The sequence below is a fragment of the Paludibacterium yongneupense DSM 18731 genome, assembly GCF_000422925.1.
GTDB lineage: Bacteria > Pseudomonadota > Gammaproteobacteria > Burkholderiales > Chromobacteriaceae > Paludibacterium > Paludibacterium yongneupense.
This window is the reverse complement of sequence record NZ_KE383957.1, coordinates 359,829-385,841: the sequence shown is the minus strand read 5'-3', so window position 1 is coordinate 385,841 and position 26,013 is coordinate 359,829. Positions and strand designations below refer to the sequence as shown.

Genomic DNA, 26,013 nt, shown 5'->3' with positions numbered 1-26,013 from the left:
CTTCATCGCGAAAACGGTTTGGCCGCACAAGGCGCAGAAGGACATCGGGACAGCGGCTATGCCAGGGGCAAATAGATATCCGTGACCAGCTCGGCCTCCGGGGTTGCCGGCAGCAGATTGAGGTAATGAAAGAACAGCGGATAGTCCCGTAACTCTTCGCCGCTAGCGGGCAGCCAGTCACGGTAAAGCGGATAGATGCTCTCCGCGATGCGGGAGTGAGAACCGAGATGGCGAACTCGGGCACAACGCCCGCCCGGGATGTTTTTTTCAATTATTCCGTATGCATTATCCGGGATCGTTTCCCTGATTTCACCGGCAATGTCGAAACGAAATAGAGAGGGTTCGGTCGTATCCGGATTGTCATACACGATACCGAATGTACGGCGACTATCCTTGGGTGACAAACCCGTCTCCTTTCGCCATTCGATAAAGCATCCAATCGCGGCATTAAGCTGCTCCACCGGACCGCGATGTTCTTTCACGGCGATGCGGGTGGTTTCGAAATCAACGAGATCGACGTTCACAACAGTATTCCTTTCAGGCAAGCGAAATTGGTAAACAGCGTGCCAACGACTCCAGTCGGGGTTTTTTCTGAACTCCGAAGGCGACTGGCCAAAACTGTGGCGAAATGCGCGGGCAAACGATTCCGGCGTTTCAAAACCGGCATTCAACGCGATGTCGACAATCTTCACCTTCGGATCGAACGCAATGCGATACGACGCCTGTTTCAATCTGAGCAGTACGATGTAGCGCGCGACGTTGATGCCGATGTAGTCGGCAAACTGGCGATGAAAATGGAATTTGGAAAAATGGGCGACCTGGCAAAGCTGTGCGACACTTAACGGATCGTCGAGGTGTCGCTCTATATAATCGAGCACCTTGTTGAATCGCTTGGCGTACGCACTTTGCTTGCTTTCGTTCATCTTCACTCCCTGTTTCACACGCCGTACTATGCGCGAAAGACGCCCCCGGATCCTGTCGGAAATTGCGGCATTCTCGACATGACAAAAAAAAGCGGCTCGAAATTCAGGCGGGCGGCCAGCCTTTTTCCATGACAGCGCAGCCTGCAGCCCGGCATCGACCGCGAATGAAAGCCCGGCGGGAGCGCCGCGCACGAGGAGCAGAGAAATGCTGAGCGGATAGCGGGCGCAGACCGACCCGCTACCGGACTCGGACTGCGCGGCAGGCCTGACGGATGAGAAGGCAGAGGCGGCTGCCATCTTCGCTATAAATAATATCCAGAATATGCAACTTTGCATTCATTAGCGTGTCTTTACTCAAACAGCCGTCCAAGACAGAAAACACCGGGAAGCCTTGCAATGAAACAATCCAGCCTGATCGCCAGCGTACTCGTCGGCGGCGCACTAGCCGGCGCAGCCGGCGTTGTCCTCGTCCAGAAGTTGAAATCGGCGCCATCGGCCCCGACGCAGGCAACGAGCAGCGCGCCGCAAGCGCTCGCCGCATCCGTGCCCAGCGTCGCCTCCGCCGCCCCCGTCGTGCCGGCGAGTGCCCCGGCGCTCGCCGCGGCACCGCAAACGGCCGCGGCGTCCTCGTCGCCGACCGGCGCACCGGCGCCGGTTCATTCCCGTCATGCCAGGATAATGAGCGTGGTTCCGATCAAGGAGACCTCCACCGAAACCAGGCAGGTCTGCCATCAGGAACAGTATCAGCAGCAGGCGCCGGTACAGGACAGCAACCGCGTCACCGGCTCCGTAGTCGGCGGCGTGCTCGGCGGCGTGCTCGGACATCAGGTCGGCGGCGGCAATGGCAAGACGGCGGCAACCGTCGTCGGCGCACTGGCGGGAGGCTATGCCGGCAATCATGTACAGCAGAATCTGCAACAGCGCGACCAGGTCACCGGCACACGCACGATCTGCCACAATGAGGACGTCCCCATCCAGAAAATCGTCGGCTACACGGTCCGCTATTCGCTGGACGGCAAAATAGGCACCGTCCGCAAGGATCACAAACCCAAGGGCAAAACGCTGCCGGCCCGCGACGGCGAACTCCTCTGAGCCGTCGCGTCGCGAGGATGGGGCCGCTCGCAGTGCGCTACGCGTCAAGCGAAGCGCACTGCGCCCTGGCCATGCGGAACAGGAAGGATGACAAGTGATCGATGTCGTTCAAAACCCGGCCCATCGCCTTGACTGCCGGCTCCCGCCCTCCCGATCGTCTTCTTCTTGATGGACATCCACTCCCCGTCCGCCAGAACCGATGCCCGCTGACGGGCGGACGGTCGCTCGCATGGCCGTCATCGCGACACACTGCGAGACCGCTGCATCTGTTGCCCCATGCCCGATCGTCTTACAGACCTTCGGGCTGTTCTGTATCGGGCAAGCGATGCACTCCATCGGGCGCAAGGGCGACCGCCTCCGTGGCAACATGAACCATCAAGCCGGTCTGGCCGGGGGCGACGGCGGCGGCCAGGGTGTGAAGGTCGGGGTAGTCGCCCCCATTTTGACGCCGGAAGGGGATGGGCTCGTCATCGAACAAGCGCTCGACACGCGAGCGCCAGACTGATTTGGCCTCTTCCACTCCGGCGGCCGTCAGGCGTCCCGTTCCGTAGACCGCATGAACGGGCAGCATGTCCATGCCGGCGAAAAAGAAAGTTCCGTGCATGACGGGAAACAGCAGTTGGTCCAGCGGCCCGTTGATGCCGCGTGGCGAATAATCGGCGGCCGGACCACCCACCATCACGGACAGCAACGCTCTTTTACCCTTTAGAATGCCATCGCCGTAGCGATAACGATTACCTTCCCTCCGGTAACCATAGGCAAACCCATACGCGAACACGCGATCCACCCACCCCTTGAGGATGGCCGGCATGCCGAACCACCAAAGCGGGAACATGACGATCACCGCATCGGCCGCGAGCAGCTTCTGCTGCTCATGGGCGACATCGGCCGTCTGCCGTCCGCTTGCGTATGCCTGCCCCGACTCTTCGACGAAGGACAAGCGCCGCGAATCGACCCGATGTGGAAAATCCAGCTCATCGTACACGGCCTTCCATCGCATGCCGTACAGATCGGACACGATGACTTCATGCCCCCGCTCGCGAAGAACCTGCATCGCCAGCGCCTGAAACTGGCAGGTCAAAGAGCTCGGCTCCGGCTGGGCATGGACGATCAACACTGTTTTTTTCTTCACGCTTGCCTTCCTCCCGGGTTGGACGCGCGCCCCCCGCGGGTCGCGCGTCTCCGGCACCGCCTCTTCACGCAGACGCAAGGACCGGAAGCGGACAGTGTCATATCGCTGCATCCATAAGTGAAATCGCCGTATTTATTTGTTAGTATTCACCGGATGGATAGCATGCGCATGGACCTCAATCTGCTGCTGACGCTGGAGGCATTGCTGCAGGAGCAAAATGTCACGAAGGCGGCTGCCCGCCTCCACCTGAGCCAACCGGCGGTCAGCGCCCAACTCGCCCGCCTGCGGACCCTGTTCGACGACCCGTTGCTCATTCCAGCTCATCGCGGGATGACGGCGACGGCCAAGGCGCTTCAGTTGCAAGAGCCGCTGCATCAAGCGCTGAATAACGTTCGCGCCACGCTCTCGACCCATCGCGACTTTGAACCGGCCACCGCCGCCTTGACGGTGGGCATATGCTGCAGCGACTATTTACAGGCCGCCCTGGCCCTGCCGCTGGCAAAGACGCTGCGCCGCACGGCCCCCGGGGTGCGTATCGCTCTACGCAATATGGACCCGACGCAACTGGCGGACCGGATGGAGCACGGCGATGTCGACCTTGCCTTGATGACGCCACAGGACGCCCCGCCCGGACTGCATGCCCGCCATCTGTTTGACGAACGCTACGTGCTGATAGGGCGACGCGATCATCCGCAGCTACGCGACGGGATCAGCATGGAAGACTATGCCCGGCTGGAACATATCGTCGTTTCCTTGAGCGGAGGCGGCTTCCTGACCCCGGTCGACACGACGCTGGCCAAGTTCGGCTACACGCGCAATGTGGTGCTGTCCGCCGCCTCCTTCCTGATGGTCCCCGAGATGGTTTCCCGCTCCGACTTCGTCGCGCTGGTGCCGCGACGTCTGGTACGCGATCGGAGCGATGCATTCAAACAGCTGGAAGCCCCGGTCCCGGTAGCAGGGTTTGCCGTGGCAATGCTGTGGCACGATCGCACGCATGGACATCCGGGGCAGCGCTGGATACGCGAGACACTGGCCGGGCTCGCGGCGGCCCCCTGAGCCTGGCCGCCCTCGAGCCCGCGCCGGAGGCGGGTCACGGTTCGGGCGCAAAGAGCCGGGTCGACTGCCAGAACTGCTGCATATGCCGAACAAGAGCCCGCACCCTGCGCTGGCCGCGGCGATCCGGCAGATAGACGGCATGGACGGGCATCGCGGGCAAATGATAATCCGGCAATACCGCCAGAACCCGGCCCGACTCCAACTCGGAGCGGAACAACCAGGGTTGGGCAAAGCTGATCCCGATATCGGCGAGCACGGCCGAGCGCAAGCCGTCCGAGCTATTGCAGCGCAATGGCCCGCCGACGGGAACCGTAAACCACTGCTCGCCTTTGCGCAGCAGCCAGGCCGGCCGAGCGAGGGATTCGCTTTGATAACCGATGCAGCGGTGCTGCGACAGCTCCGTCGGCGAGACCGGAACCCCCGCCTTCTGTAAATACGCGGCCGAAGCAAACAACTGGCAGGGGATCTCTCCCATCCGGCGCGCAACCACGCCAGGCTGTTTGATCGCTCCGCAGCGAAAAGCCACATCGATGCCTTCGCGGCGCAGATCGTGGATATCATCGCTCAGCACCAGCTCGATCTGCAGCCCGGGATGCTCTTCCAGAAAACCGGCGATGCCGGGCACCAGTTCCAGCCGTCCGAACGCCGCAGGAGCGGCGACTCGCAGTACGCCGGCCAGCGCATCCCGCCCCTCGCGAAAGCGGTGCTCAAGTCCATCGATCGACTGCAGTATCGCCCGGCATTGCTCATAGTAATGCCATCCTTCCTGCGTGGGAGCGAGCTGGCGCGTACTGCGGGCAAGCAGGGTTCCACCCAGATGCTGCTCCAGCCACTGGATCTGCTTGCTCACTGTCGGCTGGGACACATTCAATTCACGCGCGACCGCCGAGAAGCTGCCGCGTTCGATGACCCTGACCAGGGTTCGCATCGCCTGCAGGGTATCCATCTGTCCTCCCATTCATTCTCATACCGAATAAGTATCATGCGGCCCTTCCCGCTTATCGGCGGAATTGAACGGCACGATACTCTTTACTCCGTTGCATCGGCAACCTTTTATCAAGGAACAGGCATGAATGACTTCGAGGGGAAAGTGGCCGTCATAACCGGCGGCAACAGCGGCATCGGTCTGGCCAGCGCCAAGCGGCTACGCCAGCAAGGGGCTCGGGTCGCCATCTGCGGGCGCGATCGCTCGAGTCTGGATTCGGCGGCAGAAGAACTGGGGGTCCTGGCGATCGAAGCGGATGTCTCCAGGCTGCCCGACATCGATCGCCTGTACGCCACCGTGGCCGACACCTACGGCAAACTGGACATTCTCTTTGCCAATGCGGGGGTCTTTCAAAGCAAACCTGTCGCCGAGGTGACAGAGTCCTTCTTCGACGGGCAGTTCGACATCAACGTCAAAGGACTGTACTTCACGGTACAGAAAGCGCTCCCTTACTTGAACGACGGCGCGAGCATCATCCTGACCAGCTCGATGGTGCATGACGCCGGCTGGCCGGGATGCAGCGTCTACGCGGCAGGCAAAGCCGCGGTTCGCTCGCTCGCCCGCAGCTTTTCGTCCGAGCTCCACGGCAGGGGCATCCGCGTAAATGCACTCGTGCCCGGCGTAACCGACACTCCCATTCTGCAATGGCAGGACCAGACCGCAGCGCAGCGCGCCGAAGGCCTCGAATCCCTGCGCGCGGGGATTCCACTGGGCCGGATCGCCAGCGCGGAAGAAATGGCTCAGGCCGTACTCTTTCTGGCGAGTCCGGCAGCGGCTTATATGCTGGGCGGCGAATTGCGGCTCGACGGCGGCATGACCCAGCTTTAGGCGCAACGGCGGGCACACTGCCGTGCGCCATTCAGGCCTGCGGCGGCAAAGCCCCCAACCAGTACTCGCGCTGCGCCGCCTCCAGCTCGAGGGCGAAATCGCCGCGGAAGACTTCCAGCCCCGGCTGTTGGAGTACATCGAGCAGCGCGGCGGGACAGTCCAGCGCCTGCCACAGGCCCAGCGTGAGCGCCCAGCTGCGCATGAGACAAGTGGTGGCGATGGCGGCGTCCACGCCCACCTTGCCCGAAAGTTGCACGCCCAGCAGGCGCAGGCCGTCGGCCAGCCCGTGTTTGAAACTCGCCATGGCCTCTTCCGGCAGATTTTTTTCCAGCACGGCATGGGTCATCGCGGCCAAGGGCAGCAGGTCGGGCTGCTGCAGCACCTGCCGCACCAGCGCACGCGGCAACTCGACGACCGGCTCGGCCGGTACCGGCCACGCCTCGATATCGTGCGCGAGGCCGGCCAGCAAGGTCGCGAAGCTATCGGCCAGCAGCGCGACGAAGATTTCTTCCTTGGTCGTGAACGAGCTGTATACCGAACCTTTCGCGACTCCGGCGCGGGCGGCGATATCGGCCACCGTGGGCAGCGTGCGCGTCTCACGGTAGATCGTGCGCGCGGTGGCGAGCAGGTGCTGACGGCGTTGCTGGCGTTCTTGTTCGCTAAGGGCAATTCTCGGCATGTCGGGTCGGCGGCGGGGATTCGTTTATCCGTACGCCCTGGCTCGCAGCCGGGGCATCATTCGACACGGCCGTGGCGTACGGCCTGTCGCTAGCGGCACGATACCGTGTCGGCGCGGCTTTGCCCAGCCCCGCCGCGCCGCGACTCCCCGCGGCACGACATCACCCTGCCCGCATTTCAGCCATTTCTCATCAACATGCCGGCCAGGGCCCGCTGGGCGCAACGCGGAGACAAGCGATTTCCGAACACGGTGAGTGCGTTCAGCCAGCCCGCCACGATAGAGCCGCGCCGCCGATGCAACGCGCGCAGGGCGATGCGCACCACCCGTGCACTGTCCATCATCGCCGCCCGCTGTTAGCGGGTGGGCTGTTGCCCGGCCACCTGCAGAAAACGGGTTGCCGTCACCCCGGGGGACACCACGGTCACGTTGACGCCGAATGCGCCGAGCTCGTTATGCAGCGCCTCGCCGAACAGAAGCACATAGGCCTTGCTCGCGCAGTAGGCCGCATAACCGGGCGTGGCCTGATACCCCCCGATGGACGCGACCAGCAAGATCTGCCCGCGCCCGCGCGCCTTCATTCCGGCAGCAAGCACATGGGTCAGCTCGGTCAGCGCGATAATATTGAGCTGTAGCATGCTACGGATGCGCTCCAGCGGCTGCTCGGAGAAATCGCCGTACAGCCCGAACCCGGCGTTATTGACCAACAGCTCGGGCTCGATGCCCTGCTCCGCCAGCCCCAGGCTCAGGGCGCGCACCGCACCGGCTGCCGCCAGATCCAGCGGAAACACGCGAACGTCACTGCCGTACTTCCGCGCGAGTTCGTCCGCCAACTCCCGCATCGGCGCTTCGCTGCGGGCGACCAGCACCAGACGGTATCCCTGTGCCGCCAGTTGACGGGAGAAATCCACGCCCAGGCCGCTGGACGCTCCGCTGACCACTGCCCATTTTCCCGATTTCATATCGACCTCCAATAAATTGACCAACGGTCATTATTTAAACATGACCGTCGGTCAAATATCAAGCAGAACCGGGCCGCGCACAAACCCCAGCCTGATCCGGGGCCGTTACCCCCTTCAGTGCGTCGACAACAGATGAAAGCCGTCCCTGTCTGGCGCCGCGGCAGGTTCGGCACCGACAAAGCTGACCCGGGCATATCCCGGACCACGGCGACACGCTTCGACCATCTCCTCGACGGCTGCCGCCTCGCCACTGAACAAGGCCTCGACGCTGCCGTCCTCGCGATTGCGCACCCAGCCCGCAAGCCCCCGGGCCGTGGCCTGCTCCAGCGTCCACCACCGGTACCCGACCCCCTGCACCCGCCCTTGTATCTCGACGCGCAAGGTCAGCGCGCCCTGCTTCCGGATAGGTTCCGTTGCCATTTTCTTTTCCGCCTCCCCAGCTCGGCACATACGAGCGATGCATCCGCTTTCCAGTGTAGCGAACGCAGACAGCAACCGTCTCGCACCGGTAAGGCGTACCCGTGCATGCGCCTCCGCCCCCTATGCTATGCTAGCCCTGTTGCCAGAATGGAAGCCCACAGACCATGCCCTATCAGGTAGACACCCACACCCACACCCTCGCCAGCACCCACGCTTTCAGCACCCTCCACGACAATATCGCCGCGGCCCGACGCAAAGGCATCCTGCTGTTCGCCACCACCGACCACGGCCCGGATCTGGACGACGCCCCCCACCCCTGGCACTTTACCAACTCGATGCTGATCCCGCGCATCGTCAATGGCGTGGCCATTCTGCGTGGAATCGAAGCCAATATCAGGGACGAGGCCGGCACGATAGACTGCGACGACAGAATGTGGGGATGCCTGGACATCGTGCTGGCGGGATTTCACGATCAAGTGTTCGAACCGCAGGACAGCGTGGTCAATACCCGGGCGCTGATCAATACCATCAGAAGCGGGCGGGTGCATGTCATCACCCACCCGGGCAACCCCAGATATCCGATCGATATCCCGGCCGTCGCTGCCGCAGCGGCGGAATGTAATGTGGCGCTGGAAATCAACAACTCGTCGTTTCACTATTCCCGCGTCGGCAGCGCGCCCAACTGTCTGGCGATCGCCCGCGCGGTTCGCGACGCAGGCGGCCTGGTCAGCCTCGGATCGGATGCCCACATCGCTTTCGGCATCGGCGAATTCGAGCAGAGTCTGCAGATTCTCGATGCCGCCGACTTTCCGGCCGAACGGGTGCTGAATCGCAGCCCGCGCGCACTGCTCGACTTTCTGGAGTCGCACGGCAAGCCGCACATAGCGGAGCTGGCCGGGTTGTAGCCGGAGCGACCCGGCAACAGCCTCAGCCCATCACGGCCGCATAGACGCGAGCCGTGGCGGCATAGCAGCTGCAGGCTGCCGCTTCGAGCCCGGTCCGGTCGAGCACGGTGAGTTCGCCGCGGTGATACTCGATCAAACCCGCGCGCTGCAAAACCCCGGCGGCCGTCGTGATGCCGACCCGCCTCACGCCGAGCATATAGGCCAGAAATTCATGCGTGACATAGAATTGGTCAGAATGGGCCCGGTCCTGGCTCATCAGCAGCCAGCGCGCGAGCCGGGGGGTGATCAAGTGAAAACGCAGACAACTCGCCGCCGAGACCAGCTGCGCCATCAATACGTAGATATAACGGTTCAACACCCGCTCCAACGATGCATTCTGCGCGAGCTCCGCGAGGAACGCATCCGATCCGATACGCCATGCGGCGCCGCCTCCCTGCACCAGCACGTGCAGCGGGGCGGTTTCCACACCCAGAGCGAGTTGCACGCCGAGCATGCCTTCCGATCCGACCATTCCGACTTCGAGTCCGGGATGCCCGGGGGCCGAGGCGATCAAGGAAATAAAACTGCGGGTGGGAAAATACGCATGGCACGTTGGATTGCCATGCTCGCACAGCACGTCCGACAGAGCGAGTTCAACAGGCTCGCAGCATGAAAGAAGTCGAAGACGGTCATCGGGCGCAAGCAGCTCGATCAGGTGATTTTCAATGCGGGGCAAGGGAGCGTACTCCGGGGCATTGCGACCTCCTTGCGCCAAGGAGAGCCGACCCATGGTTGCAACAGGGTCGAGTGCCCCGGCAAGCCATGAAATCCGAGTCTACTCCACTATCGCCGTTACGCCACGCCTTTATCTTGACGGACAGATGCCCGCAGGACGTATCCGTCCTGCAGTAGAGGATCGTGCCGCCCTTGCGACACGCATGAGTATGTACGTCACCGCACAGACTCCGCGCAATGGGCGGTCCAGGCTCAGGCATCGGTCATGTTTTCCTGCCACGACCGAGATCGCGCCCAGCGGCGATTCGTGCGCCCTCCTTCATGCCCCTCACTCTCAGCCGGCGGCCCTGTGCCTCACCCGGTCAGCCCCATCGCGGTTCAACGCCGGCACCCTGCCGCACAACGACATATTCTGGAGAATCATCATGACCTTGACCCTCAACTGCACTAGATCGATACGCACTGCACTCATCATCGGCGGGCTCTGCGCCGGCTTCGGCAGCGGCAGCGCTTTTGCCGACGACGCCGCACCGGCAGCCACGAGCAGCAGCATGGCCATCGCGGTCAGCGACGCCACCATCACCACCGAACTGAAAACCCGGCTGATGCGCATGAAGGGGCTCAGCAGCACCGACATCCAGATCGTCACGACCGACGGCACCGTCGAGCTCAGCGGCACCGTCCGCAGCCCGCACGCCAAAGCGATGGCCCTGGCCGCGGCGCGCAACATCGACGGCGTCAGGCACGTCACCGACAGTCTCGCCATCTCCCCATCCCGTACGCCGGCGCGCCAGGCCGCCGCCAAGAGCGAAATGACGACAGCAGACAGCTGGATCACGTCCAAGGTAAAATCCGAACTGATGGCCGACAGTGTCACCAAGGACTTTGCCGTCAACGTTGCAACCCAGGATGGCGTCGTGACACTGGAGGCTCGGCTAGACAGCGAGGGTGCGATCAAGCGCGTCAAGGACCTGGCTGAAAGCGTCAGAGGAGTCAAATACCTCGACATCTCCGCCCTGCAACTGTCAGCGCAACAATAAGCCGGATAAAGCGGCACGATCCAGATGCGTCGGCACGAGTCAGGGCGATTCGTCGCCGGCGTCTGCCGCCTTTTCAATCGCGGCGGTTCCCGATTTCGGCCAGCGGGACCACGAACTCGTCGCCGCCCGGACGGCACACGGCGTCGGCCGCCCGCACATTGGCCAGCAGCCGGCCCGAGGCCGACTGCGGCAACGGGTCGCCGATCGCATGCCCGAGCGAGTCATTTATCCTCTCGAAGTCATCGAGATCGAGACACAGCAGCCCCTCTTGCTTGCGGTGACGCTGCCTGCGCGAGTCCGATCGCCTGCGTCAGCTTCTCCTTGAGCAGCCCCCGGTTGGGCAGGCCGGCCAGAAAGTCGTGCTGCGCCAGGCGCGTCATCTTGCGCGCAAGCACCCGCGACTCGCTGACATTCGGCCAGCGCGGCAGCGAGGATTCCAGCGCCCGTCTGCCAACACTCGCCAGCGGTCTGACAAGCGAAACGGGCCTCTCTCTTGCGTCCATTCGGTACGTTAGCGCATACAAGCGGCAGCGTAGGGACAAAAGGACAGCCCCGTCGGCAGCCTTGCCCGAGGGGGCGCTTCGGCCCTCATTGTGGTCCCGCTTGCGCTCGCGCCGGCTTTCGCGCGGACGATGGACGCGGCCATTCTTTCATCCGCGGCTCGGCCGCGGGCAAGCGTGCCGCGCGACTCTGGCCCTACCTCGCCGGACGGATTCAAGGACGACCGTGCAGACGCCGGAATGCGCTGACGACGGCGGTGTGCGCTTTGCGATAAAGACCGACCAGCACGCCGGATACGCTCAAGCTCTTGTCCGCCGACTGTCGCGCGGCACGGACACTCAGGCGGGAGCAGGCGTACCACGCCTCTTCCAATCGTCGGGCGCAGCGGACTCTGATCACTTCAGCCAGGGGACGGCTCATGATCTTTCCCACCCCCGAGGGACGGGGACGGTACGACAGGTGGCAGGGGTGGGGATGGCTTCGAATCTGGCGCGGGGGCAGCGACTTGCGCAGAATGCTGTTTTCGCTGCTGATCGCGCGTTTTGGTGGGTTTCTTCATGTGGGACGGCCCGTGTGTGGATTGCGCTGCCCGCAAAGAATCAAGACAACGCCTGAACGACTCTGGCCGTTGCCGGCCGAGCCGTCTGTACGGTAGCAGACAGCAGGCGGGCGATTCACGGCCCGGTGCTATTTTCTGTCTGGCGCAACACGCACTCGACCCGACGATTGTGACGGCGGCCGGCGGCACTCGAATTGACCGCTACCGGGTTTTCACTACCGAAAGCGTGCGTATTCAGATGGCCTGCCGGCACACCACCATCGATCAGAACGCGCTCGACCGAGTTGGCGCGTCGCTGCGACAGATCGGTATTGCCCCCCTCATCGCCGATGTTGTCACTGTAGCCATTGATCGAAATCATAAATTCCGGATGCCGCTTCAACTCGCTCGCCATCAGGCGCAGCGTGCGGAACGCGTCGGCGCTCAGTGTCGCGCGGCCGCTCCGAAACGCGATCAGGCACAGCCTCGCCTCCGGGGGAGGCTGCTGCGCCCCGAGGCTTTGGAGCCGGGCTTGCAGGCGAGCGATTTGCGCTGCGTCCTGCTCGATCTGCCGTTGCTGCAGCGCCAGGGCATCGCTTTGCTGCCGACTGGGGACACAGGAACACGCAACAAGGGCAAACACCAGCAAAGAGGACAGCGCCGGCCTTGCACGGCGAAACACAGCGGCGAACAGCGAAGGTCGTTTCATCGGCTTTTTTTCCAGGGCTACAGGGCATGAGGAGCAGCGCGTGCACGGTGCGACACGCACGGCTGATGAAGTAAAGCGTCTTAAGTGCGCTTGCAGACATACGGGGCCCGAAATTCGCCGCATGGTTGCCTTGCCGGGACGAGCAAACCCGTTCGCCCGGCATCAAGCCGGAGAAATACCATGGGCAAGCATCGCGACAAGCACCATCCGCCGAGAGCGGGCGAAGCCGTATCACCCGGGGAGCGCCTTCCGTCTGCGGAGGTGCAGCATGACACGCACCCGACAGCGCCAGCAGCGGACACTCATGATTTCGCGCCCAGGGATATCGGTCGCGAGCATGCAGGCAAAGACCATCACCGCGACCGCAAATAGGTCATCAGACCCCGGCGGCACTTCTCCGCCGCGAGAGAGGATACATCATGAGTCTCGGAACAATACTGTTGATCGTGCTATTTCTGATACTGATCGGCGTCTTGCCTGCCTGGCCGCACAGCCGGTCTTGGGGCTATATCCCCAGCGGCGGACTGGGATTGGTACTGCTCATCATGGTCGTGCTGCTGCTGACAGGCCGACTTTAGCCGCAGGCGGCGGCGAGGAGGCCCGCATCGTTCCTGCAGCTCTGTCAAGCGATGGCCGACGTGCCGCCGACATCCGCGAACACCATGGCCAGTGCAAGCGCGGCCAAGAGAAAAGACTGCTGCCTGCAGCGACGAGTCCAGGCAGAGGATGACGGGTGAAGGAGCGGGAGTCTGTGCGATAACGAACGCAGCCCCCCGGCAGTCGCTGCGGGCCGCGCAAATCGGACAACCATGAATGACATCGCCCCGGTGAAAGGAAGGAACTGAGCGCAGAGGGGCGATCAGGCCCGCCTATGCATTCAGCGCGGCCCTCCCCCGACAGGATCCCATGCCAGGCGGCGCCGCTGTTTATCGATCCGGACGATTTCACGCCGACCGCTGACCGCCGTGGACATGGCGGCGGCGGCGCATGCGCAGGGTGATGAGCACGGCCTGGGCAGCGTCAGCGGTTTTCGTTCAGGATGCGGACCAGGTCCAGCCGCGCTCTCCACGGGTCCGCAACGTCGCCGCTGTCCTGCACGCCTTGCGGTGCGATACGCATCAGATTGTCCCGCTGCGGCGTATATGGCAACCAGGCAGGCAGGTCCGCTCCATCGGGCTTGCCGCTGCTGGCGAAGTTGATCCAGTAGCGATGCATGAGGCTGGCAACGGCACGGTCGCGTGCAGTCGTCGCCGCACCGTAGCGCGCAGGCAAGGTATCGAATACGTAGGGAATCTCGCTTGCATGCACGGCCCCCGCCCATTCACCATGCATCGAATCGGCGACGTAGCCGAAACGGTATTGCCATACCGGCACGCCAAGGGCGGCGACGGTACGCGCGATGAAGCGCGGCGGTTCCAGCATGAAGGCATCGCTGGCGATCGCCTGTGCGACGTCACCGGCTGTCGCAGTGCCTGCCGGGTCGTAGGCGCGCAAAGCGGCCGCCCGGTGTGCGGCGCCCAGCGGCGCGATCGCTTGCGCGACGGAGGCCGCCGGCGGCGGGAAACCGAGATCGGCCTCGTTTGCCCCCACGATCAGCGGCACGCGGTTGAAACGGCCGCTACGATAGATATCCTGCGGCTCGCCCGTGATCAGGGTTCCGTCCACCATGGGGCCGGAGTAGCTCGCCACGCGCATCGTCGCCATATTCAGCCCGGCGACAAGGTCCGCCGCCGGCAAACGCCGCAAGGACGCGAGCGCCGCGGCATCCGTCCCGTGCACGCGTACCGATGCCGCGAAGGCCAGCCCGGCCTGTTCGGCCTGGGCGAGGGTCTGTCCCGGCACCAGATTATGCCGGCCGGACCCGGATTCGATGATGGCTTTGTGAAACAGTCCGGCGGCCAGTGGCGAGGTCAGCAGACTGCCGACGGAAAACCCTCCGGCCGACTCGCCGAACACCGTGACATTGCCCGGGTCTCCGCCGAAAGCGGCAATATTATTGCGTACCCAGCGCAAGGCCGCGAGTTGGTCCATCAGACCATAGTTGCCGAGCATTCCCTTATCCGGATTCTCGTGACTGAGCGCCGGATGGGCGAAAAACCCGAAGCGTCCCACGCGGTAGTTGAAGCTGACGAAGACAATACCGTCGCGCGCGAATTCGCTACCGGAATAAACGGCGGGCGACGAGCCGCCGTTGACGAAGCCGCCGCCATAGATCCAGACCATGACCGGGCGTTTTGCGCCCACCGCTCCCGCCGGCCGCCATACATTGACGAACAGACAGTTTTCGCTCAAAGGCGCCGTATTCGGTGCCGCATCCCCCGGAAACGGCTGCTGCATGCAATCGGCGCCATACTCCACCGCGGCGCGCACGCCCTGCCATGCCGGCACCGCCTGCGGCGCCCGCCAGCGTAATTCACCGACAGGAGGACGGGCATAGGGAATCCCCTTGAACGCCTGCACGCCTGCTTGCTGACTCCCCTGCACCGCTCCCGAATCGATGACGACGACCGGCGCTTCGGCATAAGCCGACGCGGCCGCCAGCAACAGCAACGCCGCCAGCCGGCCGGTACACCCTGATTTCATGATCGATCCCCTTGTCGCTGATTGACGCCGCCGCCGTTCGCGCCTCGCGAACGTGCACGCGCAAGACAATACGCCATTATCATTAAAACAAGGCCGGTTGACAAAGAAAGGAGGCGGCACTGCCGCCCCCTCGTGCCGGCGCCCCCTCAGATCGCGCCGAGAAAATCCATCTTGCCGATGTCCACGCCCTGATGCCGCAGAATGTTGTAAGCGGTCGTCAGGTGAAAGTAGAAATTCGGCAAGGCAAAGCCGGACAGGTAACTCTGCCCGCTAAAGGTGATCTCCTGCCCGCGCACCTTGAGGACGACCGGACGCTCTTCGCCGCCATCGATCTGCGCAGCGCTCACACTTTCCAGAAACGCGACCGTCCGGGCAATGCGCTCCTGAAGCTCCGGAAACGTGGTCTCGGTATCGGCGAAACTCGGCACCTCGATGCCAGCCAGACGCGCGGCACAGCCCTTGGCTACGTCGGAGACGCTCTGCACCTGGCGGCGCAGGGGAAACATATCGGGCGCGAGCCGGCTCTCGATGAAGACGGCGGGTTCTATTTTGCGTGCCTCGGCGTTGACTACGGCCTTATCGAGGATGGCCGCCAGATTTTTCAACCCGCGGATAAACACCGGAACGGAGGCTTGATACAGGGTAAGGGACATGCGCTGACTCCTGTTGCTAGGGGAGACCCGATCATACACCGTGTCGCCGGCTTGCACGCCACCGTACTCAGCTCCCGTTCTCGCTGTCGAGATGCGCCATCTGCGCAGCAGCGTAACGCTGGCCTGACGCCGCCCCCTTCGGCACGGCCGCTTCGATTGCGGCCAGATCGCCCGCATCCAGTTGCACATCCAGCGCCGCCAGCGCTTCTGCTAGCTGATCGCGGCGACGGGCACCGATCAACGGCATGATATCGTGCGGTCCGCGTGCCACCACCCAGGCGATCGCGATTTGCGCCACGGTCACACCGCGCGCGACGGCCACCTCGCGCAGCGCCTCGACCAGCGTCAGATTATGCTCGACATTGCCATCCAGAAAGCGTGGACTGTAGGTCCGAAAATCGCCGGGGCCGACCCCGCCCCTCTGCCAATGGCCGCTGAGCAGGCCGCGCGACAATACTCCGTAGGCCGTGATACCGACACCCAACTCGCGGCACAATGGCAGGATCTCGTCCTCTATGCCGCGCGAGATCAGCGAATACTCGATCTGGAGATCGCAAATCGGGTGCACGCTGGCAGCACGCCGAATGGTCGCGGCGCCGACTTCGGACAAGCCGACATGTCTCACATAACCGGCCGTAATCATGTCCGCAATGGCACCTACCGTCTCTTCGATCGGCACGACCGGATCAAGACGGGCGGGGCGATAGATGTCGATATGATCCACACCGAGCCGCTGCAGGCTGTAGGCGAGAAAATTCTTTACCGCGGCGGGACGACCGTCGTACAGCGACCATGCGCCGGCCGGATCGCGCATCGCACCGAATTTGACGCTGATCCGCGCCGCGTCGCGGCGCGAGGCGGGCGCTGTCTTCAGCGCCTCGGCAATCAAGAGTTCGTTATGGCCGCAGCCATAAAAATCGCCGGTGTCGAGCAAGGTGACGCCGGCTTCGAGCGCCGCATGAATCGTGGCGATACTCTCGCTGCGATCCGCGGGACCGTACATGCCGGACATGCCCATGCAGCCGAGCCCCAGAGCGGAGCCGACCGGGCCGGTCTTGCCTAATCGAAGCTGTTTCATAAACCTCCCGAAATCGATAATCCGCCAGCGATGACTAGCGGTCGATATGGATTATGAAGGGGAATCCTGTGTATGATAATCCGACCAAATATGCACGAGCCGTTCGCAAAAACGCACAATGAACTCTCCCAATCTCACGGACCTGAGCGCCTTTGTCGCCGTCAGCAGGGCACGCGGCTTCCGTCATGCGGCCTCGCTCGGCGGCGTCTCCGCATCGTCGCTGAGCGAGGCGATACGCAGGCTGGAACGGCAGCTTGGCGTCAGGCTGCTCAATCGCACGACGCGCAGCGTCACGCCGACCGAAGCCGGCCAACGGCTGCTGGAACGGCTGGGGCCCGCTTTTGCCGATATCGCGGGAGCGCTCGACGCCGTCAGCCGCTTTCGCGACGGCCCTAGCGGTACCTTGCGCCTCAACGTGCCCTCTATCGCCGCGCGCCACATCCTGCCGCATGTGGTGCCGCGTTTTCTGGCAGAACACCCCGGCATCACGCTCGAAGTCGTCAGCAGCGACACTTTTATCGACATGCTCGCCGCCGGCTTCGATGCAGGCATACGCTATGAAGAGAGAATTGAGCGCGACATGATCGCCATCCCGATAGGACCGCGCCGTCAACGCTTTGTCGCGGCGGCGGCACCATCCTATCTGGCACTACACGGCGAACCGCTTCACCCGCAAGACTTGCTGCACCACGCTTGTATCGGTCATCGTTTTGAAAGCGGCGTGAAGCCCGCGTGGGAATTCGTGCGCGGCGACCACCGCTTCAGGATAGTCCCCGGCGGTCCGCTGATCGCAGCGGCCATCGATCTCGAGGTCGAGACCGCGCGCGCGGGCCTGGGGCTGATCTATACCTTCGAAGAGTTTCTGCGTCCCGCTCTGGACGACGGCAGTCTGCGCCCCGTTCTGAGCGACTGGTGGCAAAGTTTCAGCGGTCCCTCGCTCTACTACCCGAGTCGCGCACTCATGCCCCCTCCCCTGCGGGCTTTCGTCGATTTCTTGCAGAGACAGGCCCGATGAAGCGTCACGCCCCCGTGTCTTGCCCAGCGACGGACAACGACGGCCAGACATAGCGCCAGGCCGGCGCCCGCCCGCCGCCGGGAACGGCCACCACATCGCGCTCGACCGCGACGGCGCCGAGATGATGGTAGATGTCGCGGGCGGCGCGGTTTGCCTCGAACACCCACAGCTGAATCCCTCCCGCCTCCCCTTTTTCGAGCAGGTCGGACGCCACCTCGCGCAGCAAGGCGCGGCCTATGCCCCGTCCTCGGCCTGCAGGCAGAACATGCAAATTGTCGAGCAGGGCGCCCCAGCGTGGATCGGCCCCGGGATAGACATAGGCAAAGCCTAGCGCCTCCCCGGCCGCAAAGGCCAGCACGCCGAAGGAAGCGTCGGCTTGAGCACCCGCCAGCTTGCGCTGCCACACGGCGAGGCGTTCACCGGCGATATCGCCATCGAGATAGTCGGGGCTCATGATGCCGCGATAGGCATTGCGCCAGCTCCTTGCATGCAGATCGGCCAGCAGTTCGACGTCACCGGATACGATGCGGCGATAGTCGACCGCCGCCGTGCCGGCATGTGGCGTCGTCAGTGAATTCATGGTGAATCGATCCTCCGGGTTGGCGCCGCGGGCAGCGACGGCAGATCATACTGCCTGCCGCAACGCGGCAGAGCAAGGCTCTCAGCCGAACAGATGCAGAAGTCCGCTACCGAGCAGGCTGCCGCAAATGGCCCACAACAGCAAGGCGCCCGTGCGGTGAACCCGTCCCAGACAGCCGACGAATGCCGCCATGACGCGCGGGTGCCCGACGGCACGAGCCACAGCGCAGTCCCAGGCCAGAACGGCGCAGAACATCCACGCCCCGCAAGCGATCTGCCAGGCGGTCCCCGTCGTTCGATCGAGCATGAGCGTGAACAGGGCCAGATAGAACAAGGCATTCTTCGGATTGAGCGCCCCCGACAGAAACCCGGTCAGCAACAATGCGCGATGCGTGACCCGGGCGCCGCCGGCGACGGACTCGGACCCGTGCGCTTGCGCGGCTTGCCAAAAGCGCCATCCCAGCCAGGCCAGGTAGACGCAACCGCTCCAGTACAGCACGGCGTAGGCGGCGGGCTGATCGCGCAACACGGTCAGGCCCGAAATCGCCGCCACGATGAACATGCCGTTCGCCAAGGCGACGCCGAGGCTGGCGATGGCGCCGGCACGCGCCCCCTGCACCAGCGAAGAACGGACGATCAGGAAAAAGTCGGGGCCCGGACTCAACAGAGCCAGAAAATGCGCCCCTGCGATCAGGGCAAAGCGATGCCATTCCACGTGTATCGTCTCCTTGTTGCGGGAAAGACGACAGTATCGGGGCCATCCGACGGCGGAATCTTGCAAAAAAATGCGCTCAGCCGCGGCTGAGGTCGCGGTATTGAAACGGGGTTACCGCCACCCGCTGTTTGAACGCATGCTGAAAATGGCTCTGATCGGCAAACCCGAGAGCGAGTGCGAGCTCAGCCAATCCGGCGCCCGTGCGCAGACCGGCGCGCGCGCGGTTGATGCGGCAATCGAGCTGAAAGGCATGCGGCGTCATTCCCGTGCTGGAACGGAACGCGCGAATGAAGTGATAGCGGCTGAGTCCGGCGGCGGCGGCCAGACGCTCCAGCGGCCAGACGCGCTCGCACTGGAGATCCAGGCAGTGCAACGTTGCGGAAAGCCACTCCGGCCGGCCGGGCGCGGCAACGGCGGTGGAGGCCCGCGTCAACAGGCCGCCGACAAAATCGACGAGCAGACTCTCCTTGTGTTCGTTATCCAGTGGCGAATGCAAGGCGTCGGTCAAGCGCGTCAGCCCACGGTACAGTGCCGGGCTGCGCTGCCAGGCCGGGAAAACGGCCTGTCGCCCGGGCTCGCCGTCATGGATCTCCCGCAGCAACGTCTCCACCCAGTCCGGATCCAGATAGAGCATCTGATAGCTCCATTCTTCGTCCGGCTCGGGATTACAGGAATGAACCCGCTGCGGCGCGATGAGCACGACATCGCCGGCCGCCAGCCGAACCGGCGCCGCACCTTCGACGACGAGCGTGGACGCGCCGGCATCGACGGCTCCGATGGAGAGAGTCGGATGAGTGTGGGGCCGATAGCAGGCCCGGCTGCGCCAGGCGCGGCGGGACTCGAAAAAAGGCAGTTCGGGGTCGCGCGAGAATTGCTGCGTCATGACCGTCGCCGTATGGACAAAGACGGGACGATTATGCGGTTCAATACGCCCGGCGACAATCCCGGCTGCCGCTCAGCAACACGCGCGCGCGACCGCCGCCTGCGGGCTCGGCTGGCAGTCGAACAGCCCGTAGTGGTGCGAGCGGTCGCCGACAATATCGAAATACCGCCCGAACCGGGTCTCGCTCAACATGGCTGCCGTATTGCCGCAGACGGGCACCTCCTCGCCGGCGGCAAAAACATGATCGGCATCGAGCGCGAAGCGGTCGGGGTGCTCGTCCAGCGTACCGAGATAGACCGCCCTCTGCCCGTAGTTTTCGCACCGGTCTTCCAGCTGCGTCAATTTGAAGGCGCGCACAGTCAGGGACTCGAACACCACCGCGCCGATTTGCGCTTCGATTCCGGCATTGTCTATCATCGCGCGGCGGCGGGAAACGACGCGAAAGTCGGGCCAGCCTGCCTGCGCCATCATCCGCCTGAAATCCTGATAGTAGAGCGCACCGGCCAGACATTCATTGCGCAGGACGGGGTTCGCGGACCAGGACGCCGACACCCGCCGGTCGGCGAAGACATCGGAGAACAACAACTCCCCGCCGGGTTTGAGAACACGCGCTATCTCGGCCAGAACCCGCTCTTTCTGCGGCGACAAATTGATGACGCAGTTTGAAATCACCACGTCCTGGCTCCCGTCTGCAATGCCCAGCGCCGCCAGGTCTTCCATCCGCCCCAGCCGGAAGCTCACATTCGATTCGTCGTAACCGAAACGCCAGGCCTGAAACCGGCGATGGCGCTGCGCTACCGCCAGTTGCCCCTCGCTCATGTCGACTCCGATGACCGAGCCCTGCGCGCCGACCAGCGCCGAAGCGAGATAGACATCGCGACCGCTGCCACAGCCGAGATCAAGGACACGGCAACCCTTGATAGCCGGCGGCAGCGGTGAACCGCAGCCGTAGAAGCGGCTGCGGATTTCAGGAACGATCAGGTCGAGCAGCTTTTTCCGCCTTGCGGACAGATCCTCGGGCGCACAGCAGGCCCCCGTCTGCAGCTCGTGCCTACCCTGTAATACTTCGCCGTAATAGGCGGCTATGCCGTCCTGCCCGCTGTCGCGCATGATGCTGTCTCCCACGGGCATGTTCCGCCCGCCGACTCGAGTATCAGACCGCGCCGCCAGCACAGCAACGCCTGCACGCGAACATCGCCCCGCACTGTACCAAACCGTGACAAGGACAGCGCCGAGCGCCAGGCTAGATCGACCGCGGCTGCAGTCTTGCGCGATCGCCCATCTGCAAGCCGCCGGCGAAATCGCTGACCGGCACGTATTTAGCGAGGTCGAGCGCGAGGCGCATTTCGTCCGCCGACTCAACGGAGCGCAGGGCATCCCGATCCCGATCCGCCTCGCGCAGCATCCCGGTTTGTTCGAACAGGCGCAACGCGCCTTCATTATCGTGCCGGATCGCGAGATAGACGGTATCGACCCACCCCTCTTCCCGCGCCAGCGAGAACGCATGCTCCAGCAGGCGGGCGCCGGCACCCTGGCGCTGATAGGCGCTCAGAAGGCCGAGCTTGAGATCGGCACACCGGTCGCCGTCATCTGCGGACGGATCGAGAATCAGATAACCGACCAGCGCGGAATCGTGCTTGACCACCAGCATGATCGAGCCGCTGCGGCGCTTGAGCGCCGCCAGCCAGGCCCCGAAGGCCGTGGGCTCGGGAAAGCCGCCGTCCGGAAAGAAGGCGGGCATATCGCTTTCGCGGTACACCGCGCGTATCAGGTCGTAGACCTGCTCGACCGATTGATCGAAACCATCGACAATAAGCATGATCACCCTCCCTTGATGGGGGCTGCCAGCGTCGCACCTCATGCGCATGCGGCACAGCCCGCCTGTTATCGTCCTGCCTGTCCGCCTCTCCGGAATCCTCCGGGCGCCCCTCCTAATCCATGTTAGGTCGCCGCCTATTCTGCAACAAGCCCGCGTAGCGTCCGGACGGGGCCGATATCAAGGAGCAGCGAAGCGCCCGCGAAGAGCGTATAGTACAAGAGCGCTGGCCGTGACCCGGCCAGACGAGTCCCACCCCTCCGCCATGGCGCCCCACCCGCCGCGGAGCCTGTCGACACCCCTGCGACGCCGCACCGAGACGGCTTCGCGATTACCAACGCATTGCAGCCCGACGGTTCCACCCCCGCATGCCGCATACCGAGCCGCGAGCCGCCCATGAGCGGCGCCAATCGCCGTGATGACACGCAGGGGCCATCCCCAATAAGGTGACACTGGTGACACAAATCATTTCCTATCGTGCCTACGCGCTCGAACTCGCGATCGAAGAGGTGCAGAACAACTGGAAGGTCTCGGTCGAAATCGGCAAGAGCGATGGCAAGACCCTGATTCCCGACCAGGCCTTTCAGCGCCTCAGCGAGGTCTCGCCGAAATCCGACAATCAGACGCTCAATGGTGCCATGACCTGCGGGCGGACCATGCTGGCCCGCGCCCGCGCCATGGTCGATGCCTACCTCGAAGGCGAAGCGAAGACCGGCTGACCGCCGCGCGCGAACGCAATCGGGCCGCAGCCGGAATAGCCCCCGGTCCATGCCGGGCGATAGCAGACGCGAGAGCCGGTCATGCACGAAGCAGGGATGTCGACAACACGCGCACAGAACACGCACGTCGGCTTCGCCACGAAACCGCGGATCTGTCGCCGCCCCGAAAATCTCCCGGTGGCCGTCGCGACACAAGGTCTCCGCTCTTCCTTGCACGTCTCTATCTGCAGTACGCTCAAGCACGACGATGAGATAGCGCAGACAAGCCGTGGATGCAGGACACGCGTTATCGTCAGCGCCCCGGCCTTCGTCGCTGCAAGCACTGCCACGCCTTGGCCACTGGCGCCGCGCTGTCGACGACAAACAAAAACCCCGCCGGCATCCCGGCGGGGTTCGGATCAGACGCGAGAATCTGTAGTCAGTGCCCGCTGCCCGCCTCGGGCACGGCATCCGGCTCCACGCTCGGCGTCACACTGCGATTGGACGCCAGCAACATATACATCGCCGGCACCATGAACAAAGTGAACAGGGTCCCGATCGACAGACCCGTGAAAATCACCAAGCCCATCGCATAGCGCCCGGCCGCGCCGGCTCCGGATGCAATAACCAGCGGAACCACGCCGAACACCATGGCCGCCGTCGTCATCAGGATAGGACGCAGCCGAATCGCGGTGGCGGCTTCGATGGCCTCCCGTTTGTTCAAGCCACGCTGACGCTGTTCGTTGGCGACTTCCACGATAAGAATACCGTGCTTGCTGATCAGCCCCATCAGGGTAACCAATCCGACCTCGGTATAAATATTCATGGATGAAAAGCCCAGGAAGATGAAAATCATCGCCCCGAACAGAGCCAGCGGCACCGAGACCAGAATCACCACCGGATCGCGGAAGCTTTCGAACAGCGCCGATAGCGCAAGGAAAACGATAACAACCGCGAACAGCATGGTGACCAGGAAACCGCCCGACTCTTGCATATACTGCCGGGACTGGCCGGAATAGTCGACGCTATAGCCGCTCGGGGCAACCTGGTGCAGGGTGTCGCGCAAGAACTGCAGTACTTCGCCCTGCGATGCGCCCGACACCCCGGATATCGTCACCGAATTCAACTGCTGGAAGCGGGTAATGGATTCCGGCACCACGTCGTACTTGATGCTGGCCACGGTGCGCAAGGGGATCAGGCCCGCACTCGGCGTCCTGATATAGTAATCGAGCACCTGCCCCGGGTTCAGGCGATCGGTCTGCAGCACCTGCGGAATGACCTTGTACGAGCGGCCGTCGATCGAGAAGTAATTGACATAGCCGCCCCCCAGTGCCGAACTCATCGCACCGGCGACATCCTGTTGCGTCATGCCCAGCGCGCTGACCTTGTCGCGATCGACGACCACGGTCGCCTGCGGCTTGTCGATCTTGAGATCGGTATCGAGGAAGTAGAACTTGCCCGAGGCCCTGGCCTTGTCCACCACCTGCTGTGCCACGGTGTTCAGGTTCTGGAAGGGCTCGGTGCTAGAAATCACGAACTGCACCGGCAGACCGGACGAGCCCGGCAACGGCGGGAACTGGAAGGCCGCCACGCGAGCGCCGGCGATCTTGTTCCAGCGGGCCTGCAATTCTTGCTGAATCGTGTGCGCGCTGCGCGTGCGCTGGTCCCACGGCTGCAGCATCACACCACCGATACCGGCGTTGATCGTCGGCGTCCCGGTAATCTGGAACATCTGCGAATACTCGGGCATGCTCTTGCCAACCTTGTACACCTGATCGGCATAGGTCAGCATCTGCTCCGCCGTCGCGGTCGGCGCCCCCACCACCTGGGACAGTACGATGCCCTGGTCTTCTTCCGGCGCCAGTTCCGACTGCGACATCTTGAACATCAGCACCAGAAGACCGATCAGCAAAGCCCCCATCACGATCAGAACCGGCCAGGTTTCCAGCAGGCTGTGCAACAGCCGCCCATAGCCGCGACGTACTTTCTCGAAGATCGAGTCGATGGCGCGGGCCAGCCGGCCGTTATCCTGGTCGTGGTTGAAAAAGCGCGAACACATCATGGGCGACAGCGTCAGCGCGACGACGCCGGACACGGTCACCGCGGCCGCCAGCGTGAAGGCGAACTCGGTGAACAGCGCGCCGGTCAGCCCGCCCTGAAAGCCGATGGGCACATACACAGCGACCAGCACGACCGTCATCGCCAGAATCGGGCTGCCCAATTCGCGCGCACCGACCAAAGCCGCATCCAGCGGCGTCATCCCCTGCCGCATGTGACGATCTACGTTTTCGACCACGATGATGGCGTCGTCGACCACAAGACCGATAGCCAGCACCAGCGCCAGCAAGGTCAGCAGATTGATCGAATAGCCGAGCATCAGCATGATGAAGAAGGTCCCGACCAGCGACAGCGGCATCGCAATGACAGGCACCAGCACCGCGCGGAAGCTGCCGAGGAAGAAGTAGATGACAACCGTGACGATAAGCAGCGCCTCGACCAGCGTCTTGATCACTTCGGAAATCGAGGTATTGATGAAATCGGTCGAATCGTAGACGATTTGCCCGGTCAGCCCGGCAGGCAATTGCGAGCGGATATCGGGGAATGCAGCACGTACGCGTTTGGCCACATCGAGAATATTGGCCTCGGGAGCAACCTTGATCCCGATAAACACAGAGCGCACGCCGCTGAATGCCACGTTGAAGTCATAGTTCTCCGACCCCAGGGACACCGTCGCGATATCCTCGAGACGGACAATGGAGTCCCCGCTCTGCTTGACGGCCAATTGCTTGAATTCCTCGACCGAATGCAGGTCGGTGGCGGCGGTCAACGGCACCGTCACCATCTGCCCCTTGCTCGAACCGAGACCGGCCAGCACGTTGTTGCTAGCCAGCGCGGTGCTGACATCGGAGGCGGTCACGCCGTGGGCGGCCATCTTGTTCGAGTCCAGCCACGCGCGCAAGGCAAACTGCCGGGCACCGAGCAATTCGGCCGTCTGCACCCCGGTGACCGAATCCAGCTTCGGCTTGACCACACGCACCAGATAGTCGGTCACATTATTGGTCGGCAACTGATTGCTATAGAAGCCAAGGTACATCGCATCGGTCGTCTGCCCGGTCTGTACCGTCAGCACCGGCTGCTGTGCCTGGGCCGGCAACTGGTTCTTGACCGAATTGACCTGGGTGTTGATTTCCGTCAGCGCGCGGTTGGCATCGTAGTTCAGACGCAGTGTCGCGGTAATCGTGGAAACCCCGTTATTGCTGGACGAAGACAGGTAATCGATACCCTGCGCCTGTGCGATGGCGGACTCCAGCGGCTGAGTAATGAAGCCGGCCACGGTCTTGGCATCGGCACCATAGTAGGTGGTCGATACGGTGACCACGGCATTCTGCGTTCGCGGATACTGGTTGATCGGCAAATTGAATAGCGAACGCAGGCCGAGCACGACGATGAGCAAGCTCACCGTCATCGCCAGGACCGGCCGGCGAATGAATATGTCGGTGAAGTTCATGTGT

At 63.3% G+C, this 26,013-nt stretch carries 29 protein-coding genes; 8 read left to right on the top strand and 21 right to left on the bottom strand.

Annotated features, from left to right (window positions below; all coding sequences use genetic code 11):
- Window positions 1-56: 56 nt before the first annotated feature.
- Window positions 57-1,220 (bottom strand): AraC family transcriptional regulator, encoded by a 1,164-nt coding sequence (locus tag G520_RS0116255; RefSeq protein ID WP_246542763.1) that lies wholly within the window; start codon window positions 1,218-1,220, stop codon window positions 57-59.
- Window positions 1,221-1,319: 99 nt separating this feature from the next.
- On the opposite strand from G520_RS0116255, the gene G520_RS24105 reads away from it, so the two are divergent.
- Window positions 1,320-2,015, top strand: coding sequence for a glycine zipper 2TM domain-containing protein (locus G520_RS24105; protein WP_051229466.1), 696 nt, complete (start codon window positions 1,320-1,322; stop codon window positions 2,013-2,015).
- Between the two features lie 289 nt (window positions 2,016-2,304).
- Here G520_RS24105 and G520_RS23210 read toward each other — a convergent pair whose 3' ends face one another.
- Window positions 2,305-3,147, bottom strand: coding sequence for an NAD(P)H-dependent oxidoreductase (locus tag G520_RS23210; RefSeq protein WP_051229465.1), 843 nt, complete (start codon window positions 3,145-3,147; stop codon window positions 2,305-2,307).
- Window positions 3,148-3,315: 168 nt separating this feature from the next.
- On the opposite strand from G520_RS23210, the gene G520_RS0116240 reads away from it, so the two are divergent.
- Complete coding sequence (locus G520_RS0116240) at window positions 3,316-4,203, top strand: LysR family transcriptional regulator (RefSeq protein ID WP_211222857.1); 888 nt, start codon at window positions 3,316-3,318, stop codon at window positions 4,201-4,203.
- Between the two features lie 34 nt (window positions 4,204-4,237).
- Here G520_RS0116240 and G520_RS0116235 read toward each other — a convergent pair whose 3' ends face one another.
- Complete coding sequence (locus tag G520_RS0116235; RefSeq protein ID WP_036666407.1) at window positions 4,238-5,149, bottom strand: LysR family transcriptional regulator; 912 nt, start codon at window positions 5,147-5,149, stop codon at window positions 4,238-4,240.
- A 123-nt stretch (window positions 5,150-5,272) separates the two neighbouring features.
- Between G520_RS0116235 and G520_RS0116230 the strand changes: the two genes are divergently transcribed.
- Window positions 5,273-6,016: an SDR family oxidoreductase gene (locus tag G520_RS0116230; RefSeq protein ID WP_028536563.1), complete on the top strand. Its 744-nt coding sequence runs from the start codon at window positions 5,273-5,275 to the stop codon at window positions 6,014-6,016.
- Window positions 6,017-6,047: 31 nt separating this feature from the next.
- On the opposite strand, the gene G520_RS0116225 is transcribed toward G520_RS0116230, so the two are convergent.
- From G520_RS0116225 to G520_RS0116215, 4 genes are all read right to left on the bottom strand, one after another.
- Entirely contained in the window at window positions 6,048-6,695 is a 648-nt protein-coding gene (locus G520_RS0116225; RefSeq protein WP_028536562.1) for a TetR/AcrR family transcriptional regulator, read from the bottom strand.
- A gap of 176 nt (window positions 6,696-6,871) precedes the next feature.
- Complete coding sequence (locus G520_RS25420; protein ID WP_211222856.1) at window positions 6,872-7,036, bottom strand: hypothetical protein; 165 nt, start codon at window positions 7,034-7,036, stop codon at window positions 6,872-6,874.
- A 12-nt stretch (window positions 7,037-7,048) separates the two neighbouring features.
- Window positions 7,049-7,654 (bottom strand): SDR family NAD(P)-dependent oxidoreductase, encoded by a 606-nt coding sequence (locus G520_RS23205; RefSeq protein WP_211222855.1) that lies wholly within the window; start codon window positions 7,652-7,654, stop codon window positions 7,049-7,051.
- A 114-nt stretch (window positions 7,655-7,768) separates the two neighbouring features.
- Window positions 7,769-8,074, bottom strand: coding sequence for an acylphosphatase (locus tag G520_RS0116215; protein ID WP_051229489.1), 306 nt, complete (start codon window positions 8,072-8,074; stop codon window positions 7,769-7,771).
- Between the two features lie 164 nt (window positions 8,075-8,238).
- Here G520_RS0116215 and G520_RS0116210 point away from each other — a divergent pair, with 164 nt between their 5' ends.
- Window positions 8,239-8,979, top strand: coding sequence for a phosphatase (locus tag G520_RS0116210; RefSeq protein ID WP_028536560.1), 741 nt, complete (start codon window positions 8,239-8,241; stop codon window positions 8,977-8,979).
- Window positions 8,980-9,001: 22 nt separating this feature from the next.
- On the opposite strand, the gene G520_RS0116205 is transcribed toward G520_RS0116210, so the two are convergent.
- Window positions 9,002-9,694, bottom strand: coding sequence for a Crp/Fnr family transcriptional regulator (locus G520_RS0116205; RefSeq protein WP_036666406.1), 693 nt, complete (start codon window positions 9,692-9,694; stop codon window positions 9,002-9,004).
- 424 nt (window positions 9,695-10,118) lie between these two features.
- On the opposite strand from G520_RS0116205, the gene G520_RS25250 reads away from it, so the two are divergent.
- Entirely contained in the window at window positions 10,119-10,733 is a 615-nt protein-coding gene (locus tag G520_RS25250) for a BON domain-containing protein (RefSeq protein WP_028536558.1), read from the top strand.
- A 73-nt stretch (window positions 10,734-10,806) separates the two neighbouring features.
- Here G520_RS25250 and G520_RS25845 read toward each other — a convergent pair whose 3' ends face one another.
- The 4 genes from G520_RS25845 to G520_RS23200 form a co-directional block, all read right to left on the bottom strand.
- The gene (locus G520_RS25845) at window positions 10,807-10,992 is read right to left on the bottom strand and encodes a diguanylate cyclase (RefSeq protein WP_425516767.1); all 186 of its coding nucleotides are present in this window, start codon (window positions 10,990-10,992) and stop codon (window positions 10,807-10,809) included.
- Window positions 10,973-11,236 carry a hypothetical protein gene (locus tag G520_RS25410; RefSeq protein ID WP_211222854.1) on the bottom strand — a complete coding sequence of 88 codons (264 nt, stop codon included), beginning with the start codon at window positions 11,234-11,236 and terminating at the stop codon, window positions 10,973-10,975. Before G520_RS25410 ends, G520_RS25845 begins: the two co-directional genes overlap by 20 nt.
- A 211-nt stretch (window positions 11,237-11,447) precedes the next feature.
- Window positions 11,448-11,654: a hypothetical protein gene (locus tag G520_RS25080; RefSeq protein WP_156876996.1), complete on the bottom strand. Its 207-nt coding sequence runs from the start codon at window positions 11,652-11,654 to the stop codon at window positions 11,448-11,450.
- Window positions 11,655-11,908: 254 nt separating this feature from the next.
- Window positions 11,909-12,481: an OmpA family protein gene (locus G520_RS23200; protein WP_051229463.1), complete on the bottom strand. Its 573-nt coding sequence runs from the start codon at window positions 12,479-12,481 to the stop codon at window positions 11,909-11,911.
- Between the two features lie 419 nt (window positions 12,482-12,900).
- Here G520_RS23200 and G520_RS24600 point away from each other — a divergent pair, with 419 nt between their 5' ends.
- On the top strand, window positions 12,901-13,059 hold the full coding sequence (locus tag G520_RS24600; protein ID WP_036666405.1) for a DUF3309 family protein: 159 nt from the start codon (window positions 12,901-12,903) through the stop codon (window positions 13,057-13,059).
- A gap of 442 nt (window positions 13,060-13,501) precedes the next feature.
- Here G520_RS24600 and G520_RS0116180 read toward each other — a convergent pair whose 3' ends face one another.
- From G520_RS0116180 to G520_RS0116170, 3 genes are all read right to left on the bottom strand, one after another.
- Window positions 13,502-15,064 carry a carboxylesterase/lipase family protein gene (locus tag G520_RS0116180; protein WP_028536557.1) on the bottom strand — a complete coding sequence of 521 codons (1,563 nt, stop codon included), beginning with the start codon at window positions 15,062-15,064 and terminating at the stop codon, window positions 13,502-13,504.
- 146 nt (window positions 15,065-15,210) lie between these two features.
- Window positions 15,211-15,717 (bottom strand): DUF1993 domain-containing protein, encoded by a 507-nt coding sequence (locus G520_RS0116175; protein ID WP_028536556.1) that lies wholly within the window; start codon window positions 15,715-15,717, stop codon window positions 15,211-15,213.
- Window positions 15,718-15,784: 67 nt separating this feature from the next.
- Entirely contained in the window at window positions 15,785-16,795 is a 1,011-nt protein-coding gene (locus G520_RS0116170) for an aldo/keto reductase (RefSeq protein ID WP_028536555.1), read from the bottom strand.
- A gap of 118 nt (window positions 16,796-16,913) precedes the next feature.
- Between G520_RS0116170 and G520_RS0116165 the strand changes: the two genes are divergently transcribed.
- Window positions 16,914-17,810 carry a LysR family transcriptional regulator gene (locus G520_RS0116165; RefSeq protein WP_028536554.1) on the top strand — a complete coding sequence of 299 codons (897 nt, stop codon included), beginning with the start codon at window positions 16,914-16,916 and terminating at the stop codon, window positions 17,808-17,810.
- 4 nt (window positions 17,811-17,814) lie between these two features.
- On the opposite strand, the gene G520_RS23190 is transcribed toward G520_RS0116165, so the two are convergent.
- From G520_RS23190 to G520_RS0116140, 5 genes are all read right to left on the bottom strand, one after another.
- The gene (locus G520_RS23190) at window positions 17,815-18,390 is read right to left on the bottom strand and encodes a GNAT family N-acetyltransferase (protein ID WP_051229462.1); all 576 of its coding nucleotides are present in this window, start codon (window positions 18,388-18,390) and stop codon (window positions 17,815-17,817) included.
- Window positions 18,391-18,471: 81 nt separating this feature from the next.
- Complete coding sequence (locus tag G520_RS23185) at window positions 18,472-19,104, bottom strand: LysE family translocator (RefSeq protein ID WP_036666404.1); 633 nt, start codon at window positions 19,102-19,104, stop codon at window positions 18,472-18,474.
- Between the two features lie 76 nt (window positions 19,105-19,180).
- Window positions 19,181-19,987 carry an AraC family transcriptional regulator gene (locus tag G520_RS0116150; RefSeq protein WP_028536553.1) on the bottom strand — a complete coding sequence of 269 codons (807 nt, stop codon included), beginning with the start codon at window positions 19,985-19,987 and terminating at the stop codon, window positions 19,181-19,183.
- A gap of 72 nt (window positions 19,988-20,059) precedes the next feature.
- Window positions 20,060-21,112 carry a methyltransferase domain-containing protein gene (locus tag G520_RS0116145; RefSeq protein WP_211222853.1) on the bottom strand — a complete coding sequence of 351 codons (1,053 nt, stop codon included), beginning with the start codon at window positions 21,110-21,112 and terminating at the stop codon, window positions 20,060-20,062.
- A gap of 118 nt (window positions 21,113-21,230) precedes the next feature.
- Entirely contained in the window at window positions 21,231-21,806 is a 576-nt protein-coding gene (locus G520_RS0116140) for a GNAT family N-acetyltransferase (protein WP_028536551.1), read from the bottom strand.
- Between the two features lie 452 nt (window positions 21,807-22,258).
- Between G520_RS0116140 and G520_RS0116135 the strand changes: the two genes are divergently transcribed.
- Entirely contained in the window at window positions 22,259-22,522 is a 264-nt protein-coding gene (locus tag G520_RS0116135) for a hypothetical protein (RefSeq protein WP_156876994.1), read from the top strand.
- A gap of 418 nt (window positions 22,523-22,940) precedes the next feature.
- Here G520_RS0116135 and G520_RS0116130 read toward each other — a convergent pair whose 3' ends face one another.
- Entirely contained in the window at window positions 22,941-26,009 is a 3,069-nt protein-coding gene (locus tag G520_RS0116130; protein ID WP_028536549.1) for an efflux RND transporter permease subunit, read from the bottom strand.
- Between the last annotated feature and the right edge of the window lie 4 nt (window positions 26,010-26,013).